The 17,913-nt window shown below is 50.7% G+C and carries 16 protein-coding genes and 2 tRNA genes; 9 read left to right on the top strand and 9 right to left on the bottom strand.

What is annotated here, in order from left to right; genetic code table 11:
- Window positions 1-19 precede the first annotated feature (19 nt).
- Complete coding sequence (locus AC4IE8_RS15720; protein WP_490791430.1) at window positions 20-142, bottom strand: hypothetical protein; 123 nt, start codon at window positions 140-142, stop codon at window positions 20-22.
- Window positions 143-161: 19 nt separating this feature from the next.
- Here AC4IE8_RS15720 and AC4IE8_RS15715 point away from each other — a divergent pair, with 19 nt between their 5' ends.
- Window positions 162-341, top strand: coding sequence for a hypothetical protein (locus AC4IE8_RS15715; protein WP_490791429.1), 180 nt, complete (start codon window positions 162-164; stop codon window positions 339-341).
- A gap of 74 nt (window positions 342-415) precedes the next feature.
- Here AC4IE8_RS15715 and AC4IE8_RS15710 read toward each other — a convergent pair whose 3' ends face one another.
- The 3 genes from AC4IE8_RS15710 to AC4IE8_RS15700 all read right to left on the bottom strand — a co-directional run bounded on the left by AC4IE8_RS15710 (window position 416) and on the right by AC4IE8_RS15700 (window position 2,931).
- Window positions 416-664 carry a hypothetical protein gene (locus AC4IE8_RS15710; protein WP_490791428.1) on the bottom strand — a complete coding sequence of 83 codons (249 nt, stop codon included), beginning with the start codon at window positions 662-664 and terminating at the stop codon, window positions 416-418.
- A gap of 391 nt (window positions 665-1,055) precedes the next feature.
- Window positions 1,056-1,865 (bottom strand): alpha/beta hydrolase, encoded by an 810-nt coding sequence (locus tag AC4IE8_RS15705; RefSeq protein WP_068995193.1) that lies wholly within the window; start codon window positions 1,863-1,865, stop codon window positions 1,056-1,058.
- Between the two features lie 718 nt (window positions 1,866-2,583).
- Entirely contained in the window at window positions 2,584-2,931 is a 348-nt protein-coding gene (locus tag AC4IE8_RS15700; RefSeq protein WP_490791427.1) for a hypothetical protein, read from the bottom strand.
- Between the two features lie 320 nt (window positions 2,932-3,251).
- Here AC4IE8_RS15700 and AC4IE8_RS15695 point away from each other — a divergent pair, with 320 nt between their 5' ends.
- On the top strand, window positions 3,252-3,593 hold the full coding sequence (locus AC4IE8_RS15695) for a PilZ domain-containing protein (RefSeq protein ID WP_490791511.1): 342 nt from the start codon (window positions 3,252-3,254) through the stop codon (window positions 3,591-3,593).
- A gap of 144 nt (window positions 3,594-3,737) precedes the next feature.
- Here AC4IE8_RS15695 and AC4IE8_RS15690 read toward each other — a convergent pair whose 3' ends face one another.
- The 4 genes from AC4IE8_RS15690 to AC4IE8_RS15675 all read right to left on the bottom strand — a co-directional run bounded on the left by AC4IE8_RS15690 (window position 3,738) and on the right by AC4IE8_RS15675 (window position 7,037).
- Entirely contained in the window at window positions 3,738-4,430 is a 693-nt protein-coding gene (locus tag AC4IE8_RS15690) for a hypothetical protein (protein ID WP_490791426.1), read from the bottom strand.
- Between the two features lie 621 nt (window positions 4,431-5,051).
- Window positions 5,052-5,127: transfer RNA gene (locus AC4IE8_RS15685), tRNA-Asn, on the bottom strand.
- Window positions 5,128-5,197: 70 nt separating this feature from the next.
- Window positions 5,198-5,761: a GspH/FimT family pseudopilin gene (locus tag AC4IE8_RS15680; protein ID WP_490791425.1), complete on the bottom strand. Its 564-nt coding sequence runs from the start codon at window positions 5,759-5,761 to the stop codon at window positions 5,198-5,200.
- 88 nt (window positions 5,762-5,849) lie between these two features.
- Entirely contained in the window at window positions 5,850-7,037 is a 1,188-nt protein-coding gene (locus tag AC4IE8_RS15675; protein WP_068995467.1) for a pyridoxal phosphate-dependent aminotransferase, read from the bottom strand.
- 163 nt (window positions 7,038-7,200) lie between these two features.
- Between AC4IE8_RS15675 and uvrB the strand changes: the two genes are divergently transcribed.
- From uvrB to AC4IE8_RS15655, 4 genes are all read left to right on the top strand, one after another.
- On the top strand, window positions 7,201-9,207 hold the full coding sequence (gene uvrB / locus AC4IE8_RS15670; protein WP_068995230.1) for an excinuclease ABC subunit UvrB: 2,007 nt from the start codon (window positions 7,201-7,203) through the stop codon (window positions 9,205-9,207).
- Between the two features lie 251 nt (window positions 9,208-9,458).
- Window positions 9,459-10,112, top strand: coding sequence for a protein-L-isoaspartate(D-aspartate) O-methyltransferase (locus AC4IE8_RS15665; protein ID WP_068995232.1), 654 nt, complete (start codon window positions 9,459-9,461; stop codon window positions 10,110-10,112).
- A 72-nt stretch (window positions 10,113-10,184) separates the two neighbouring features.
- Window positions 10,185-10,261 (top strand) — tRNA-Val (locus AC4IE8_RS15660).
- 435 nt (window positions 10,262-10,696) lie between these two features.
- The gene (locus AC4IE8_RS15655) at window positions 10,697-11,338 is read left to right on the top strand and encodes a PEP-CTERM sorting domain-containing protein (protein WP_068995234.1); all 642 of its coding nucleotides are present in this window, start codon (window positions 10,697-10,699) and stop codon (window positions 11,336-11,338) included.
- An 86-nt stretch (window positions 11,339-11,424) separates the two neighbouring features.
- On the opposite strand, the gene AC4IE8_RS15650 is transcribed toward AC4IE8_RS15655, so the two are convergent.
- Window positions 11,425-13,482: a S8 family serine peptidase gene (locus AC4IE8_RS15650; protein ID WP_490791424.1), complete on the bottom strand. Its 2,058-nt coding sequence runs from the start codon at window positions 13,480-13,482 to the stop codon at window positions 11,425-11,427.
- Between the two features lie 928 nt (window positions 13,483-14,410).
- On the opposite strand from AC4IE8_RS15650, the gene AC4IE8_RS15645 reads away from it, so the two are divergent.
- The 3 genes from AC4IE8_RS15645 to AC4IE8_RS15635 all read left to right on the top strand — a co-directional run bounded on the left by AC4IE8_RS15645 (window position 14,411) and on the right by AC4IE8_RS15635 (window position 17,886).
- Window positions 14,411-14,746 (top strand): nitrous oxide-stimulated promoter family protein, encoded by a 336-nt coding sequence (locus tag AC4IE8_RS15645; RefSeq protein WP_068995240.1) that lies wholly within the window; start codon window positions 14,411-14,413, stop codon window positions 14,744-14,746.
- Between the two features lie 334 nt (window positions 14,747-15,080).
- On the top strand, window positions 15,081-15,896 hold the full coding sequence (locus AC4IE8_RS15640) for an SDR family oxidoreductase (protein WP_490791423.1): 816 nt from the start codon (window positions 15,081-15,083) through the stop codon (window positions 15,894-15,896).
- Between the two features lies 1 nt (window position 15,897).
- Window positions 15,898-17,886, top strand: coding sequence for an amylo-alpha-1,6-glucosidase (locus tag AC4IE8_RS15635; RefSeq protein WP_490791422.1), 1,989 nt, complete (start codon window positions 15,898-15,900; stop codon window positions 17,884-17,886).
- Window positions 17,887-17,913: the final 27 nt, after the last annotated feature.

Raw genomic sequence — 17,913 nt, 5'->3', positions numbered from 1 at the left:
TCAATATTCCATTTGTCAATCATGCGGCTGACATCAGCGCAGGCGGGAAATAGGCTTTTGAAATCGCTTCATGCAGGGTGCCAAAATCGATCTGTAAATCGGTAAACTCACGCAGTACATTGTTGTTCAATTTACTGGTCAAGATCTCAGTCAGGTGGGTATTGATTTGTAGATTTGAAGAGCTGGGAGAGTATCTGAAGGAGCGGCAACAAGCCTGGACCAATGGTTTGATCCAGTCATTCAGCAATCTGCCGGGATTTGAACGGGAGAGCACGGAGTACCAGGCAGCACTGGAACTCAATCAGATCGGAAACCTCACTGCCATTGATAATATTGACTAAGGGATATCTCTGGGTGGTGCAAGCCTGTCCAGTCAGCTCGCCATGGCATTGAATCTAAACCTGGGTGATTCCCGCTAACTGGCCTGTCGGATTTTGAGTTCAGTAGTGAGTCTGAGTATTCCATCCTCACCTAGAACGCCAATTGACTTTTCCTGACTGTTTTTCAGCACGGTAAGGGCGTGGCCCAAGCCCGGTCTTCTGATGCAGACCAGTTTCCAGCCAAATTTCTTCAGGATCGACATTCCCTCGACTTGTTTCTCGTTGATATACATCTGAGGTGAAGTTGGGACTGGCCCCATTCCTACCCGTTTATCTGATGACATAACATCATTCCCCTGGAAATTATTATTACTCAATCAGTTACTTCATTTATCGGTGGTTGCTGCGCAAGCTGAAGTATCCTTGATGTTCCCTACTTAAAAATGATAGCGCAATTAACTGCAAGCGCGTTTAATTAGATACAAATTAATAGTTAATCAAGTGGCTCAAGTCAATGTTTTTTTAGATGTTAACAATCTTGAGGAATAGAATATGATCAAATCAACAACGAATTGATACAGATTAAAAAAAACCTTATGGAAGCAGGAGTTGCAACCAGATTTCAGTGAGTATTTCTGGGTAAAATGCCCTAGGCGTTTAATTCCCATTCGGTTTGTACTTGTTTTTTGGAACACCCTGGGTCGGGAGAGAAAGTTCTTCCGAAAGTAGTGAAATTCAAATGCCGGCTAAAAAAGTATCGATCTCAAACCAGAATTTCTCGTGGCCATACAGGTCATTATGTCGGCCATTTATCAACACGACCAGTTTACCTTTGATCCTGGCTAATCCTTCTGCTTGATCCAGAGGTATGATCCGATCGTCAGAGCCGTGTAGGATCAGAACTGGGGCCTTAACCCCATTCAGATAGCTGGCGGAGTCCATTGGGAACTTAAGCAGCAGATCCGAGGGTAACAGAGGGAAGTGGTAATCTGCCAAATCAGTTAAACTGTAAAAGGGAGCATACAGAATCATGCCTCCGAGATCGGCTTTTGAAGCCAGTTGGATGGCAACACCCGTACCGATCGAACGTCCATAAAGTATGATTTTAGAGCTCTCCCAGCCCGCTTTTTTCAGATATTCAAGAAACAGTGCGGCATCGGCAAACAGATTCTCCTCACTCAACTCGCCACTGCTCTTACCATAGCTGCGGTAGTCCATCGCCAGGAAACTGTAGTTTCGATCGACAAAGGGTTCGGCTGCGTATTGCATCGACAACATATTTTCCGCATTACCATGAAAATGGAGAATTACCCCTTTTGGTTTTATTGCCCTGAAGAGTACTCCATGTAACCTGGCGCCATCAGGGGTATCGATAAAAAGTTCCTGGTGATCGATGGTGAAGGTAAACTCGGTGTCGGTATCGATCCGGCTTGCGGGAAAAATGATGTTAACCTGATTGAGGTAGTAATAGAGACACAAAATGGCATAGCCAAGGAAAATCGAAAGAATTGTGAAATAGGATTTTTTTAAGAGAGAAAAAAGCATTTTGAAAGAGTGGTGCCAGACAGATTTCTGTAAGTGTAGTCGCAATTTGAAAAATAAGTGATTCGTCAAAAAAAGCCCTGCCTAAAAATAAACAGGGCTTTATCACTAAGTACACTAGGATAACTCAATATGAGCTTAGCTGCTGATGACTATTGAGTCGGTCTTTGCATGTGATGTTGAGCGTATCAAGTACTGTATGCCAGCCATCTGATGCAGCAAAACCTTTTGTTTGTGTGACTGAATCAGGTATGGGATAGGTTCTATTTGCAACAGATTCAACATTACTCGATACAGATGTTGTCAATGCGTCACGATTTGAAATAGCTTACATTTAATAACCAAGTGCCATTTAAGAATAGTATGACTTCGCGTCTGCGCCACCCTATACCCAGAGGTTCGGGTAAGCCATCATCGCTAGCCGTTGCTGACAGCATAATACCGCTACACGTATACCCATACTGGGTGTTGAATGCGGTCACAATCTGATCGATTCCTGCCTCAATAACCGGCGGTTCATTCGCATCAGCAGAACACTCATAACAGCTCTGTATCTTTGGGCCTGTTAAACAAAACAGTTGATGATTATATTATTTTATGGCTGCCAGACCGAGTAGATCCACTGGTCGTCTCAATTTTGTCTTGTACTCGATAAGCGCTATCCGATTCATCAGCGGGATCTCAGTACCCAATAGAGATTTCGATTCAGTGGCGAGAAAGTCTAATTCCAAAGAGGTCCGTTTTTCATTTTTTTATCGAATATTTTTGCTCCATTTGGATTGCCGACTTCAATTTTAATGCCACAATAGATGAATTGGATATATTCCAGTCCCCATCCTTCGCTGACCTCGCAATAGCGCTGTGGAGGCTTTCTGATCTGTTCATTTCCAAGCAAAACAACCTTTTTAAACAGTTTGCCAGGAACAAACAGATCGATATCATTCAGCTCTCGTTTTGATCCATACCCAATTGCCGCCAAGCCGCCACATATCAAAAATGGAATCTGATGCTGATTCAAAAGGGATACGATCCACTGGAGTGCTTCTGATTGGTTTTTATTCTTGATCATTATTCACGAAAAGCGATTCTCAAATGTAGATTGTAATAATTTGTGTGAATTTGGCTGACTTGTTGATCTATGTCATAGAATGTCTGATATCGAGCTCGGTATAAGGTGTAAATCATTCATAATATACTAATAGAGATTGTTTGATTCACTCTGTTTTGATGAAACAATCGGCAAATGGAAAAGGGTAACTATCTGGCTCTCTTCCATGTAATTAGCAGTTCAGTCTGGGAATAGGTCATTAACACTCAACTATTTGTGTAGATATCAAGTATTTGCACGAAATACATGAGATTGATCGTCTGATGTGACAGGAGTTGACAGTGGAGAACCGCTACTATCCGCGTATTCGACTATCCATGAACGTGGACCTGATCCGAAGGGGGCAATCTATCGGTAGCGCTGTGACAAAAGATTTAAGTCTTGGTGGGCTCTCTCTGCAGCTAGACAAACTAACCCTTGTTCCGAACGATATCGTTCTAATAAAAGTATGGATGCATGGGGCGTTACAAACACTACAGGGATTTGTTGTCTATACGGATAGTCGTCAGAGTGGTGTCATGCTCATCGGTATGAGCAGAGAGGCAACACGCGCCTATTTCAATTTTCTGAGGGATATGGATATACCACTCAGAATGGCACTCGATAAACTAGTCGCTAATTGAAAGGCTTATCTGTTATGAACAGAGTTCCTGCCCAATTGGTTGTTTGCCCATCTATGACTCATCTGACATCCTGATAGTCAGATTCTGTCTGTAACCGGTTTGGCATCAGACGGATTCTTGTCCGGCCCTAATATCCTCTGAATGCTATCGATAACAACTATTAAACTTATGGATCTCTTTATCCGCTTTGTTTCTGCAATCTTTTATGCGTTTCAGGCAGGCATTGGACGATTCTGTCTGTTGTAAACATTGCTTTATCTCTTGGAGAACGAATTCTTTGAATGTTGTCGTTTTTTGTTGAGTGGGCGGGCTTGTTTTTCTGCTGATCTTAAGAGCTCTTGAAATAGTGGTTTGCGCATCTGTCAGTGGAAATGAGCTCTCTTTATTACGGCCACTGCTCAGATAATATCTAACCACAAGTTTGTTACCATCCATTATCTGTACCAAGGTTTCTGAGAGCCCCTCGTTTTCCTTTCCATGCCAGATTAAAAATTCAACCTGTTGCTGTTGCCATTTATAGGCATCTACACCGACACCCATAATCTGCAGATCTTTCTGTCTGCTCAGGTTTATCGGTTTCTTGTTGTCAATGCGCAGTGTGGGTGGGGTATTCCAATCTACAGGATCGGAAAAATCCTCAGATGGTTTGAATTTGGCCCAAACTTCACCGCTTCTTGAGATGCGATACAAGGAGAAGCTGTCACCCCGCCCGTTTTTTACCATAGCTGTATTGTCTGAGGTTTTTGATGGGCCGGTGCTGTTTTTGTCGACCTTCCAATCTGCCGGTGTGATGGAGGAAACAATTAATAAAGGTAAGAATGAAAAGAACCTTCTCACTTGTATCTCCTTTGGATTGGTAGATAGTGACTTCATAGCTGAACTTAATTGGCTTTATGAATGAAAGTTTTTATCGTTTATTTACCTTGGTTTTTGATGTTATCGGCATTCACAAAACTAAATCTGAAATCAGGATTTGATGTTCTTATGCTTTAGTATAAGCACGATTTGGGATGTTAACTGGCGACAATCAGTGGTTTAGGATTCTATTGGACTGAGCTGACTGTCACAGGGTGTCTGCTTCGTTGTCTATCAATTGGCTCTCTACAGAAGTTGAGAGATTGCTTAAAGATACTGGTGTTGTATGGCGAGATTTAGTTGTTTTTCAGTCTACTAATTTGTTGGTCAACTCGACAGCAGACACGATATTCCCGCTGCAACTGTCTACCAAGAAATCCCTGGCCGCATGAAGCTGATACATCATTTTGGCTGAACGCCAAGTAGCTTGCTCTGAACTGCACTGGGTGGAATCGTGCATCTGTTACTCGGCAAAATGGTGGCCTGGAGACCAGGAAGCGATCAAGCCGGGTTTCTGGCTGTGAGCCCTGCTTAAAAGCAAAAAGATGGTTGCTCCTGAAATAAAAAAAGCACTTAGGTTTAAACCTAAGTGCTTGTTTTAATTGGCTCCCCGGGACAGGCTCGAACTGCCGACCTAGTGATTAACAGTCACCCGCTCTACCGACTGAGCTACCGGGGAATTGTTCAAGAGGGGCGCATAATAATGAGACTGAGCCCTAGCGTCAATAGTTTATCGATAAAAAGTACAATCAGTGGCCACATTTGAGGGGGGCATCCCCAGCACCCCGCTTGGATATGCGGATACGCCCCACGTTATTGACAATCAATGCCTTAGGCTCGATTCGCTCCTTTGGGTCACAAAAGGAGAGAGTCAGGTTGTAGCCGCTTGGGCGACCATCCCCATGGTAGACCACCCGTTTACGGTGCTCGCTTGATTGGATCGTCAGCTCTGAATGTTCAGGTAGTAGGTATTTCGCCAGGATCGGCTCGTCAGATCCCAGAACCCCGTCCCGTCTGCTGTCTTCGAAGATGATCAGTCCATCACTCCAGATCGCTTCCTCCCTGCAGCGCTCCCCACTTGAGGTCGGGCAGATGATGATATGCTGTTCCTGCTGTATGGCCAGGCTTCTGGCCAGGTAGAAGTGACTCAGAAACCCGTTGAGGCTGGATGATTGCTCGTTCCTTATGGAGAGGGTTGCCAGGGATGGGACGCCGAGTGCGATGAGTATGGTGAGCACCAGCAGGGCTACCATCATTTCAACCAGGGTTAAGCCGCAATTTCGATACGGACAGGCAAGAGACGAAGATGTCATGGGACTCCCTCCTTGGAGTAGCTGTAGGGCGCTTCCTGCGCCGTTGTGTTTCAGGCCGAATCGATGATCCGGCCGGTATGCAAGCCGATTAGCCTTTAAGCACGCCTTCGATGCGATCCAGCGCCTGTTCCAGCTTATCCTTGCTGGTGGCGATGGAGATACGCACATGGCCGGCAAGACCGAAGGCGGTTCCGGGCACCAGGGCGACCCCAGCCTCTGAAATCAGGTACTCGGAGAGTTCTAGGTCATTGCTTACCCCATCGATGCCGGCCAGGGCCTCTTCGACTTTAGGAAAACAGTAGAAGGTGCCGTCACTGGGCAGGCAGTCGATGCCAGCCATGCTGTTGAGCCGTTCTACCACATAGTCGTGACGCTCCTTGAAAGCGGTCAGCATCTCGGCGATGCAGGCCTGAGGGCCCTCCAGCGCCGCCTGAGCCGCCACCTGCGAAATAGAAGTGGGGTTGGAGGTGCTTTGGGACTGAATCTTTTTCATCGCCTTGATGATCTCAGCCGGTCCACCCGCATAACCGATACGCCAGCCGGTCATGGAGTAGGCTTTGGATACGCCGTTGAGTACCAGGGTGCGATCCTTCAGCTCCGGGCAGGCATTCAGAATGTTGACGAAGCTGTTGCCGGGCCAGAGGATATGCTCATACATATCATCGGTGGCGATGATGATGCGTGGATGCTCCTTGAGTACCTCACCCAGGGCGGCCAGCTCCTCTTTGGTGTAGGCCATGCCAGTAGGGTTGGAGGGGCTGTTGATCACAAACAGCTTGGTCTTGTCGGTGATGGCCGCGGCCAACTGCTGGGCGGTGATCTTGAAATTCTGCGCCGCACCGGCCGAGACCAGTACCGGAACACCACCGGCCAGGATCGACATGTCAGGATAGGATACCCAGTAAGGGGCCGGGATGATCACCTCATCACCCGGATCTAGAATCGCCTGGGCCAGGTTGTAAAAGCTCTGCTTGCCGCCGCAGGAGACCAGAATCTGATCCATGGCGTACTCAAAGCCGTTGTCCCGCTGGAATTTGTCGATGATCGCCTGTTTCAGGCCTGGCGTGCCGTCCACGGCGGTATATTTGGTGAAGCCATCGTTGATCGCCTCAACGGCGGCCTTCTTGATATGGTCGGGGGTGTCGAAATCAGGTTCACCTGCGCCCAGTCCAATGACATCCTTGCCGGCGGCGCGCATCTCCGCTGCACGGGCGGTGACTGCTAGAGTCGGTGAGGGTTTAACGGCTTTTACGCGGCTTGAAAGTTGTGAATTCATGGCGGTTATTGATCCCAGCTGCTCAAACATCAACCCAATGGGTGACCATTGGATTTGTTAATGAAGGACATCCATTATGCCCTCAACCCGGTCGATCAAGGTAATATGATTTCGATGTCCGGATGCCATAATAGCCAATTAATTGACGATGAAGAATCCCTAAATGAGTAAAGCGTTTAAATTAAGCTCAAAATTCTCGCCCTCAGGGGACCAGCCTGCGGCGATCGAACAGTTGGTGGAGGGGCTGGGAGACGGTGAAGCCGCGATGACCCTGCTGGGTGTGACCGGCTCGGGGAAGACCTTCAGCGTTGCCAATGTGATTCAGCAGGTGCAGCGACCGACCCTGGTATTGGCACCCAACAAGACACTGGCGGCCCAGCTGTATGGCGAGTTCAAGGAGTTCTTTCCCGATAACTCGGTGGAGTATTTTGTCTCCTACTACGACTACTATCAGCCGGAGGCCTATGTCCCGGCCTCCGATACCTTCATCGAGAAGGATGCCTCGATCAACGACCATATCGAGCAGATGCGATTATCGGCAACCAAGGCGCTGCTGGAGCGGGAGGACACCATCATCGTCGCCACGGTCTCATCAATCTATGGTCTTGGTGACCCTCGCTCCTATCTGGGTATGATGCTGCATCTGAGTCGTGGTGAGCTGATTGATCAGCGGGCCATTCTGCGGCGCCTGGCCGAACTGCAGTACAAGCGCAATGATGTGGAACTGCATCGGGCAACCTTCCGGGTCAGAGGGGAGGTGATCGATATTTACCCGGCGGAATCTGATGCCGAAGCGGTTCGGGTTGAGTTGTTCGATGACGAGATCGAGCAGATCTCGGTATTCGACCCCCTGACCGGTGAGGTGTTGCGCAAGGTGCCACGCTATTCGATCTTTCCCAAGAGCCACTATGTCACCCCCAGGGAGACCTTGTTGGAGGCGGTGGATCAGATCAAGGTTGAACTGAAAGAGCGGCTGACCCAGCTTGAGTCGGCGCACAAACTGGTGGAAGCCCAGCGCCTGGGACAGCGTACCCGATTCGATATTGAAATGATCACCGAGCTTGGTTACTGCTCGGGGATCGAAAACTACTCCCGTTATCTGTCCGGCCGGTCGGCCGGTGAGCCACCACCAACCCTGTTCGACTACCTGCCCGATAACTCACTGCTGGTGGTGGATGAGAGTCATGTCACCATCCCGCAACTCGGTGGGATGTTCCGTGGCGACCGCTCGCGCAAGGAGACCCTGGTGGAGTACGGCTTTCGGCTGCCGTCCGCCTTGGACAATCGCCCCTTGAAGTTCGAGGAGTTCGAGCACCGCGCGCCGCAGACCATCTATGTCAGCGCCACACCCAGGGAATATGAGATCAACCGCTCCGGCGCCATCATCGAACAGGTGGTCAGACCGACAGGGCTGGTCGATCCGGAAGTCGAGGTGCGTCCGGCCAGCAGTCAGGTGGATGATCTGTTGTCCGAGATACGGCTGCGGGTTGCGCAAAAGGAGCGGGTGCTGGTGACCACACTGACCAAGCGCATGGCGGAGGATCTGACCGACTACCTGGGGGATCATGATGTACGGGTGCGCTATCTGCACTCCGACATCGACACCGTGGAACGGGTGGAGATCATTCGTGATCTGCGTTTGGGTGAGTTCGATGTGCTGGTGGGCATCAACCTGCTGCGGGAGGGGCTGGATATGCCGGAGGTCTCGCTGGTGGCGATACTGGATGCGGACAAGGAGGGCTTTTTACGCTCCGAAGGTTCTCTGATCCAGACCATCGGCAGGGCGGCCCGTAATGCCAATGGCAAAGCGATTCTCTATGCCGACCAGGTGACAGGTTCCATGCGTCGGGCAATCGATGAGACGGAGCGGCGCCGTGCCAAACAGCAGCAGTATAACGAGGCCAACGGCATTACCCCGCAGACCATCCTTAAATCCATTGCCGATATCATGGAGGGTGCCTATCCCGGCGCACAGATGAACGCCAAAGGCTATGCGAAAGTGGCGGATCAGGAGGCGGAGTATGCCCAGCTGAGCCCTAAACAGATGGCGAAACGGGTGCAGCAGCTGGAGGAACAGATGTACCGGCATGCCCAGGATCTTGAGTTTGAAGAGGCGGCCAGAATCCGGGATCAGATCAAGAATCTTCAGCAAAAAGGGCTGATTGCCTGATAACTAGCGCTCCGGGTGTGGACCTCTGATGGCTGTTCAGCCGATACCCTAATGCATCGATGACTGAGGTGAAAATGCATTTCTCAAGGGTAATTGGTGTGGTACGCCTATACAGGATGTCGAAAAAAATAATACTTACAATTGATATATTTTTTGTAGATAGTTTGCGAAAGCCTTTAAAAATTCAGGTGTTATTCTAGAATAGAATGAATCTAAACTAGATTTAGCACTGGCGTAACCCAAGGTCGACAATGGCAGATATTGAGGCAATGCTCCACGATATAGAGGCGGAGGCGAACTACGCATGTCGCATGACTGGCCGTAGTACCCTCAACGATCATGTTCTCGATGCGATGAGCCGGGTGCCCCGGCAGCGTTTCGTCCGAAAGAACTTCCGCCCTCATGCCTATGACAACAGTCCTTTGCCGATCGGCAAGGGGCAGACAATCTCCCAACCCTTTATCGTTGCCCTGATGACCGATCTGGTTTCCCCCAAAAGGGATGACAAGGTATTGGAAGTGGGCACCGGTTCCGGTTACCAGACCGCCGTACTGGCCGAGATGGTCGATCGACTCTATACCATCGAGATTATTCCAAAGCTGGCTGAGCGATCCCAGCGACTGTTGGAGAAGCAGGGATACAACAATATCGATTATCGAGTTGGCAACGGCTATTTCGGTTGGCCGGAAGAGGCGCCTTTCGATGCCATTATGGTGACAGCGGCCGCGGAAGAGATTCCCCAGCCACTGATTGATCAGCTGGCTCCGGGCGGCCGCCTGGTATTGCCGGTCGGCAAGCGCCACTACACCCAGGATCTGATGCTACTGCAAAAAGATCATTCAGGGGAGGTCCATACTTCAAACCTGCTTCCGGTCTCTTTTGTACCCTTGACCGGCGAGCGTTAGTCAGGTCTCGATTGAGTTGTTGTGTTGAGGCTTGCAATCTCCATATGGCTGCCTGTATGATTCGCCTCTTTCAGGCGCGTAGCTCAGTTGGTTAGAGCGCTACCTTGACATGGTAGAGGTCGTTGGTTCGACTCCAATCGCGCCTACCAAATCTTAAAAAGGCGCCCAGATTCAGTTCTGGGCGCCTTTTTTCTTTGGAGCCTGAGACCATCATTGATGGAGTCAACAACCGGCCTCCTTACCCATTCTTTTCCAAGGCTAATTCAAATAAACCTTTTCGCTGGGCCTGGTTGTGGAGGCTCTGCTTCTTTCTAATGTACACCATACTGCTTTGGGCTGATGTGTGTCATCTTATCGCTTTTCCAGGCTGCCTGCCTCGATACGTCGGCTAAACCACTTCGTATGTCTTTGTAGTCATTTGATTACTTATTTAGAAATTAAAACCCTACTGAATGTCGATTTATTTTACACAGGTTTCAATTAGTGTGACGTAAGTCGTTGATTCTTAGTGTTGGCACAGGAAGTGCATGTAGTTGTGCAACAGGGTTATTACCCTTCATTAGTTATAAAGCTTGGGAGCTATCATGAAGAAGATGTTTGGTTTGTTTTTAGCTGCATGTCTCGGCATTTCGACAAATGCCAGTGCACTCATTATTGACAATGGTTCATACACCACCGTCAACGATCTGGACTGGTTGGATCTTACCTTCACTGAGAACCGGACGGTTGAGCAGGCGCTGCTGGAAAATCCTGACTACACACTCGCCACAGTAAGTGAGTTCTGGTCCATGTGGACTGAGTTCGATACTGCCGGCGATGACGTACTGTTCGGTGAAACCGCTGATGCTGTCTCCACAAACGGTAATACCGAGATTTTCACCGCCACCGGCTCCAGCTGGTATAACAACCCGTTCTTCTTTCTCTTCGGTATCACCTATGATCAAGTTGCTGGTACTACCAACTTTCGTGGTAGCTTAGGCTTTGTTGATGATGAAGAGGGTGGTTATTCCCTCGCCGGTCTGCTGGTCGTTGACGGCAGCGTAAACGATAGTGCCTATATCAGTGACATGTTCTACAATCCGAACGAAGTGGACGATGATTTCGGCAGCTTCCTGGTCAGAGCTCATGAACCGGTATCCAGTGTGCCAGAGCCTTCAGCACTGTTGTTGCTGAGCACTGGGCTGATCGGTTTCGGTATCATGCGCAGACGTAAAGCCAAAAGCTAAAACATCTGAGCAACCCATGCTGAAAAAGCACTCAGGATCATCCTGAGTGCTTTTTTCATTTTCAGCCGAATGTTTGCCGCGAAATCTCAGGGAAAGCTGATTCTCCAGAAATCGATATAACCTCTCCCTCGGTTGCCCAGATCCTTGACCTGCAGAGTCCATTCCCCTTCAGAAGGCTGTTTAGCCAGCTCAAGATGATAGGTTTCAAACAGATCCACCCCAACGCCACCGAATCCCTTCAGGTTGTGTTTTACGCCGCTTGGATCGATCAGAGTGACTGAGACCTCCCGGATCGATTGATGGATGATTCCGATTTCGACCTGGACTCTTCCCGAAGTACCGACCCGATCCACTTGGATCGGACTCAGAGCACCGCTCAGACTCGATTGCGGGATCTCATAATCCTCACTGTTTTCAAACTTCTCGCTACCACCAGGCTGAGGCTCATCCATAAGATAGTCGGCAACAAGAGTGAGGTCTGAGAAGGCACTATAACCGTGGAGCATCACATAGTATCTGCCTGCCGGGACGGGTCGGATGATGCACTCCTCGTCATTGCCATACAGATATGGACGGCAGTCGAACAAATCCAGATCGGGTTTGTCTGCACTCCGTACATAGAGGTCAGCATCGCCGCTGCCGGCAAAACTACGTACACTCAGACTGATGGCGTCGGGCGGTACATCAATGGCGAAAAACTGTTGGCTCATCAGCTCACCATTCAGCCCGGTTTCCGCCACACCATCATGAAGTATTGTTACCCCGGGTTCGGTGCTGGTCAGCATCTCCACAGCGGCATGGGCATCAAGAATACCGCTTCCGCAACCTGTGCACGCACTTGGAAATGGGCGAGTACTGCGGATCAGGATGTTAGCCACTTTATCCGGTGTTATCCCGGGATCAATGCCGTAGAGCAGGGCAGCCACGCCGCTCACATGCGGGGTGGACATGCTTGTGCCACTCATCAATCGATAGCTTTCGCTGCCAGGACCGATGACGCCATCGTTATGGGTCGACAGAATACGGGTGCCTGGCGCAGCCAAGTCGACTGAAGCGCCAAAATTGGAAAAGCTGGCGAGCTCACCGGCATCGTTGGTTGCGGCTACAGTAATCACCCCAGGACAGTTGGCCGGGGCGAATCCAGAACTCTCTTCACCATTGTTCCCTGCCGCAACGACGATGGTGGCTCCCCTATGTCGTGCAATGTCGATGGCTGCCAACGCGGTTTCCGGGCAGCTGTCCGATCGCCCACCCAGACTCAGGTTGATGACTTGCGCCGGATTGGCATTGACCGGCGCACCAGCCACCTCCGCCCCCGCTGCCCAGACAATCCCATCGGTGATGTCCGACAGATAACCACCACAGCGACCCAGTACTCTCACTGGGACGACCTCGGCCCGATAGGCGACGCCGGCAACCCCAAGCGCATTATTGGTGACCGCGCTGACCGTCCCGGCAACATGGGTACCGTGCCAGTCACTGATGTACTCATTGCAACTTGGGGCATAGGTGCCGGGATCGGTGGCATCCCCATCACGGCCGTCACCATCGTTGGCAGCAAACCCATCGCTCACCATGTCATAGCCGGCCAACAGATTGGCATTCAGATCGGAGTGAGGCTGGTAACCACTGTCGATTACCGCCACCACGGTGGTTTCACCCTGGGCTAAATCCCAGGCAAGCGGTAGATTGATTCCACCAGCCTGTTGGAAGTAGTGCCATTGTTCACCGTATCTCGGATCATTCGGGGTGAGTTGCGGGGTCATGATCAGATCCGCTTCGGCATATTCGATATGCGGTTGCCGGGCTATGTCGTCAGTCAATGTCCACATAGCTTCAAGCGTAATCTGTCGATTGAGTTGGATAACATGGGCGCCGCTGAATGTCTCTCTGACAACGCTTGATGAAGCACCGGTAAAGGCCTCTATCAGAGTGGTTAGATACTCTGGATCGCCATCCTTTCCGGCTGTCGATTTGAATTTGATGATCAGTCTGTCGGTAGTGTTGTTGGAGGTTGGATTATTTGTTGATGGGTCAAGTGCGGGATTAAAGAGTTGTCCTGACTGTGATTGGGAGGAGGCAAACAGAATTAATGCCAGTAGACTGACTTGACGGATCAAGATAATCAATCTTCTTCTTTTCATAAATACTCCATGTTTTCTGGTTCCATAATGTTATTCAAATACCACGATTTCGCTTTGGCTGAAAACAAGCGACAGTTCTCGATAGTTTAATGAAGCACGGAGAAGTGATGGGGGGCAGGTTGCTAACAGAAAACGATAGTTTGGACACCACTGTGATGCAGACCCTCAATCGCGGATTAGGGCAACGGTGTGAAACTACTTCGATTGGTAAACCAAGCATCCATGACTTGTTCAGCGCTTCCTTGATAATGGATAGATCGTCGTAAAAAGTTAACGAACACCTTTCCTGTATCCAATTGCAAACTGTTTTATTTGGATTGGTTCAACTGAATAGTGAGAAAGCGGTTACAGTATACTGAACTCTCTTTTAGAGAGGTAGTAAATGTGTGATCGGAATATTGGTTTTTTGGAAATCAGTTAATCAGGTTATTAAATGATCATGGTTTATGATTGATCAGTATGTCTCTATTTTCAGTTTACCGGTCAAAGCTCGCCCATTAACTTAAGTCAGTAGGGTGTTAACGGATTACTTTTACTGACACGATTCAATTGACTATGACTATAGACAAGGAGATCAACAACAGGACATTGCTTAATAAGCGCTCGTCAATCCGGCGAATGACGGAATCCACGGAACACGCTTCATACTCTGTATGTGTTGTGTGCTGGTATTTCCCAGGCACTGATCGGTAATTATTTTTTCCATAGTAGAGATTGTTATCACTGCTTATTGCTTGGACGACAGGTTTTGAATTATGTTTACTTTCAGCGATCCACAATTTCACTAATGCTGTTCAGAAAATAGGTCCTGTCGCCTTGATTTCGGTTAAGCCATTTGTCAACGGTCTCAGGTATAAGTCAGTTTCCAGTTGGATCGGTATTTCGTAACTTCAACCCCTTGCGTATCAGGCAGAGATCAACTGAATCAATGAGTCGTCGAATCAAGCGTGAACAACAAACCATCGGTGCAATGATGGTGATCTACTGCCGGGATACACACGGTTCGGATGGCTCGCTCTGCGAGGCGTGTGAAAAACTCCTGGATTATGCGGAACGGCGGTTGGAGTCCTGCCCATTCGAAGATCAGAAACCGGCCTGCAATCACTGTACTGTCCACTGTTATTCGAAGCAGATGCGTACCCAAGTCCAGGATGTGATGCGCTATGCCGGCCCCAGGATGCTGCTGCGCCACCCACTGTTGAGTCTCTACCATCTGCTGGATAAATTTCGCAAAGTCCCTCAACTGCCCAAGGCTAAGAAATAGCCCCGATTCTTCTCGGATTCGACTCGCCCCGTCCGTCGGTGAGTCTCTCAAGTTCTGCTGAATCCGACACAAAATTTCATGAATCGGCTGCACTCTGCATACTACAATTTCCCCTCGATCATGTTTCCGTAACAATTACCGGGCTAGAATGGGTTTTAAACCGGCTAGGATGAGTTAACGGGATAAGGTTTTGTAAGATTGCTGGTTCTCGCAGAGCATAGAGTGACTCAGGTACTGGTTTTCCTGGGTCCGGTGTTCGCCGGGATAACAAAACGGGATCCATGGGAAGAGCCAACAATCAGAGAATCGATCAATAATAAAAGAGGAGCGTGGCATGAGTGGGCAACAGGCAGATCTGCTGAGCGGACAGCGGGCCATCGTCACCGGAGCCAATTCCGGTATCGGGGAAGCGGTAGCCAAGGGTTTGGCCGGGGCCGGTGCGAAGGTGGCGGTCAACTATGTGGTCAACGAGGCGGAAGCCCGGCGGGTGGTCAAGGAGATCGAAGAGCACGGCGGTGAGGCGATGGCGGTCTACGCCGATGTGAGTAACGAAGCGGATGTTGAGAGGATGTTCGAGCAGGTCATCGAGGCCTGGCAGAGTGTGGATATTCTGGTCAACAATGCAGGCATCCAGCGGGATGCGGCCTTTGTCGATATGCACCTCGATCAATGGAACAAGGTCATGGATGTCAATCTGACCGGCCAGTTTCTCTGTACCCGTGCCGCCGCCCGGGAGTTCCTGCGTCGCGGTGTGGATCAGAGCCTCTCCTGTGCGGCCGGTAAGGTGATCTGCATGTCGTCGGTCCATGAGGTGATTCCCTGGGCCGGTCATGTCAACTACGCGGCCTCCAAGGGTGGGGTGATGATGTTCATGCAGAGTGTGGCGCAGGAGCTGGCCCATCAGAAGATCCGGGTCAATGGGATCGCTCCGGGAGCGATTAAAACACCGATCAATCGTTCTGCCTGGGAGAGGCCGGAGGCAGCCGCCTCGCTGTTGGAGCTGATTCCCTATGAGCGTATCGGTGATCCGGAGGATATCGCCAAGGCAGCTGTCTGGCTCGCTTCGGATCAGTCCGACTATGTGACCGGCACAACCCTGTTCGTCGATGGCGGTATGACTCTCTACCCGGGATTCCGAGAGGGCGGTTGATATGTCCGATCTGGTTCGTTTCGGGCGTGATATCTGCGGGGATCTGGCTCAGGCGGAGCGTCGTGAGTGGTGGCTAACCAATGGTCTTGGCGGCTATGCCGGAGGCACCATCGCCGGCACCCTGACCAGACGCTATCACGGCCTGTTGATTGCGCCGATACATGGGGCGATGGACCGGCAGCTACTGATGGCCAAGGCGGATGCCACCCTGGATCTGGCTGGCAGAGAGTGGCCCCTGTTCACCAATCGCTGGTATGGGGATGTGGTGGAGCCAGCGGGTTACCGGAATATCGAGCAGTTCCGTCTGCAGGGGCGGATGCCTGTCTGGCGCTTCGCCTGTGCCGATCGCATTGTGGAGATGCGGATCTGGATGGTGGACGGTGAACATACCACCTATGTCGCCTATCGTTGCCGTGGCGGTGGCGATGATCTGGCCAGACTCAGGCTGAAGCTGCTGGTTAACCATCGTGACCACCATGGCAACATGCCGGTCAGAGGCACCACCGCCGCGCTCAACCAGAGAGACAACCGTCTTGAGATCGAATGGCCTCAAGGGGGGCGACTCTACCTGCACTCCACACCAGCGGATATGGAACCCAGACAGGATTGGCACGAAGGCTTTCAATTGAAGCGGGAGGCGGAACGTGGGCTTGCCGCTATCGACAACAATCTCTCCCTGGGACAGCTGATCTTTACCTTGCAGGAGGGTGAGTGGGTCGGTTTTGCTGTCACTCTGAATGACCAGCTGCAATTCGATCTCCCCGCAGCGATGCAGAGTTTTATGGATCGGGATGAGAGTTTGAGTCAGCCGCCATCCGAAGGCTTCAGCGAACCCGATTGGATAGCGCAGATGCGTCTCTCCGCTGACAGTTTCCTGATCAAACGAGTACTGCCCTCCGGGGAACTGGGAGATTCGATTGTCGCTGGTTATCCCTGGTTTGGAGATTGGGGCAGAGACACCATGATCTCCCTCGCCGGACTGACTCTGGCAGTCGGTCGTCTGGAGAGTGCCCGCTCGATACTGATGAGTTATGCCAAGCTGGTGGATCAGGGACAGCTGCCCAACCGCTTCACCGATCGGGGTGAAACCGCGGAATACAATACGGTGGATGCGGCACTCTGGTACTTCGATGCCTGGCACGCCTATCTCGAAGCCAGTGATGATACGGCTAGTCTGCAGCAGGTCTATCCGGTACTGCAGAACATTATCGAGTGGCACATCAATGGCACCCGATACGGCATCGGCATGGATCCCAATGACCATCTGCTGCGAGCTGGGGAGGCTGGGATTCAGTTGACCTGGATGGATGCCAAGGTTGGCAACTGGGTGGTGACACCGCGTACCGGCAAAGCCGTGGAGATCAATGCGCTTTGGTACAACGCATTGATGATCATGGCGGGATTCGCTGAACGCCTGGGTGAGCCGGCAACAGACTATGCTCAATTGGCAGAAGTGGTAAAAGTCAGCTTCAAGCGCTTTACCACTCCCGATAGGGAGGGCCTGTTCGATCTATTGGATGGACCGAATGGGGACGATTCCAGTATACGTCCTAACCAGATTCTGGCCGTGAGTCTGATCCACTCACCATTGGATTCCGAACAACAGAAACAGGTGGTGGAGATCTGTTCCCGCGAGTTACTCACCTCACACGGGTTGCGTTCCCTGAGCCCACGCCACAAAGATTATGCCCACCACTACAAGGGTGGTGTTGCGGATCGAGATGGGGCCTACCATCAGGGTACGGTGTGGGCGTGGCTGCTGGGCCACTATGCCTGGGCAGAGTATCTGGTGAGTGGTGATGCGCAGGCGGCGCAACAGCGACTGGAACCTCTGGGGGATCATCTGAAGGATGCGGGGCTTGGCCATGTCAGTGAGATATTCGATGCGGATCCACCCCATCGGCCCAGAGGGGCACCGGCACAGGCCTGGTCCGTGGCAACCGTCCTGGTGGCATGGCAACGATTGCAGCAGATCATCAATGGGCAGTGATCGGCTTAACCTGAACATGAATGGCAG

Source organism: Candidatus Thiodiazotropha sp. AKAK2, assembly GCF_058244685.1.
Note: the sequence above shows the minus strand (reverse complement) of the source record. Positions and strands in the feature narration are given on the sequence as shown.

Bases quoted from the DNA above. Each gene is read 5' to 3' on its own strand.
- AC4IE8_RS15710 (WP_490791428.1), bottom strand. From the start codon at position 664: ATGTCATCAGATAAACGGGTAGGAATGGGGCCAGTCCCAACTTCACCT.
- AC4IE8_RS15705 (WP_068995193.1), bottom strand. From the start codon at position 1,865: ATGCTTTTTTCTCTCTTAAAAAAATCCTATTTCACAATTCTTTCGATT.
- AC4IE8_RS15700 (WP_490791427.1), bottom strand. From the start codon at position 2,931: ATGATCAAGAATAAAAACCAATCAGAAGCACTCCAGTGGATCGTATCC.
- AC4IE8_RS15680 (WP_490791425.1), bottom strand. From the start codon at position 5,761: ATGACATCTTCGTCTCTTGCCTGTCCGTATCGAAATTGCGGCTTAACC.
- AC4IE8_RS15675 (WP_068995467.1), bottom strand. From the start codon at position 7,037: ATGAATTCACAACTTTCAAGCCGCGTAAAAGCCGTTAAACCCTCACCG.
- uvrB (WP_068995230.1), top strand. From the start codon at position 7,201: ATGAGTAAAGCGTTTAAATTAAGCTCAAAATTCTCGCCCTCAGGGGAC.
- AC4IE8_RS15665 (WP_068995232.1), top strand. From the start codon at position 9,459: ATGGCAGATATTGAGGCAATGCTCCACGATATAGAGGCGGAGGCGAAC.
- AC4IE8_RS15655 (WP_068995234.1), top strand. From the start codon at position 10,697: ATGAAGAAGATGTTTGGTTTGTTTTTAGCTGCATGTCTCGGCATTTCG.
- AC4IE8_RS15650 (WP_490791424.1), bottom strand. From the start codon at position 13,482: ATGAAAAGAAGAAGATTGATTATCTTGATCCGTCAAGTCAGTCTACTG.
- AC4IE8_RS15645 (WP_068995240.1), top strand. From the start codon at position 14,411: ATGAGTCGTCGAATCAAGCGTGAACAACAAACCATCGGTGCAATGATG.
- AC4IE8_RS15640 (WP_490791423.1), top strand. From the start codon at position 15,081: ATGAGTGGGCAACAGGCAGATCTGCTGAGCGGACAGCGGGCCATCGTC.
- AC4IE8_RS15635 (WP_490791422.1), top strand. From the start codon at position 15,898: ATGTCCGATCTGGTTCGTTTCGGGCGTGATATCTGCGGGGATCTGGCT.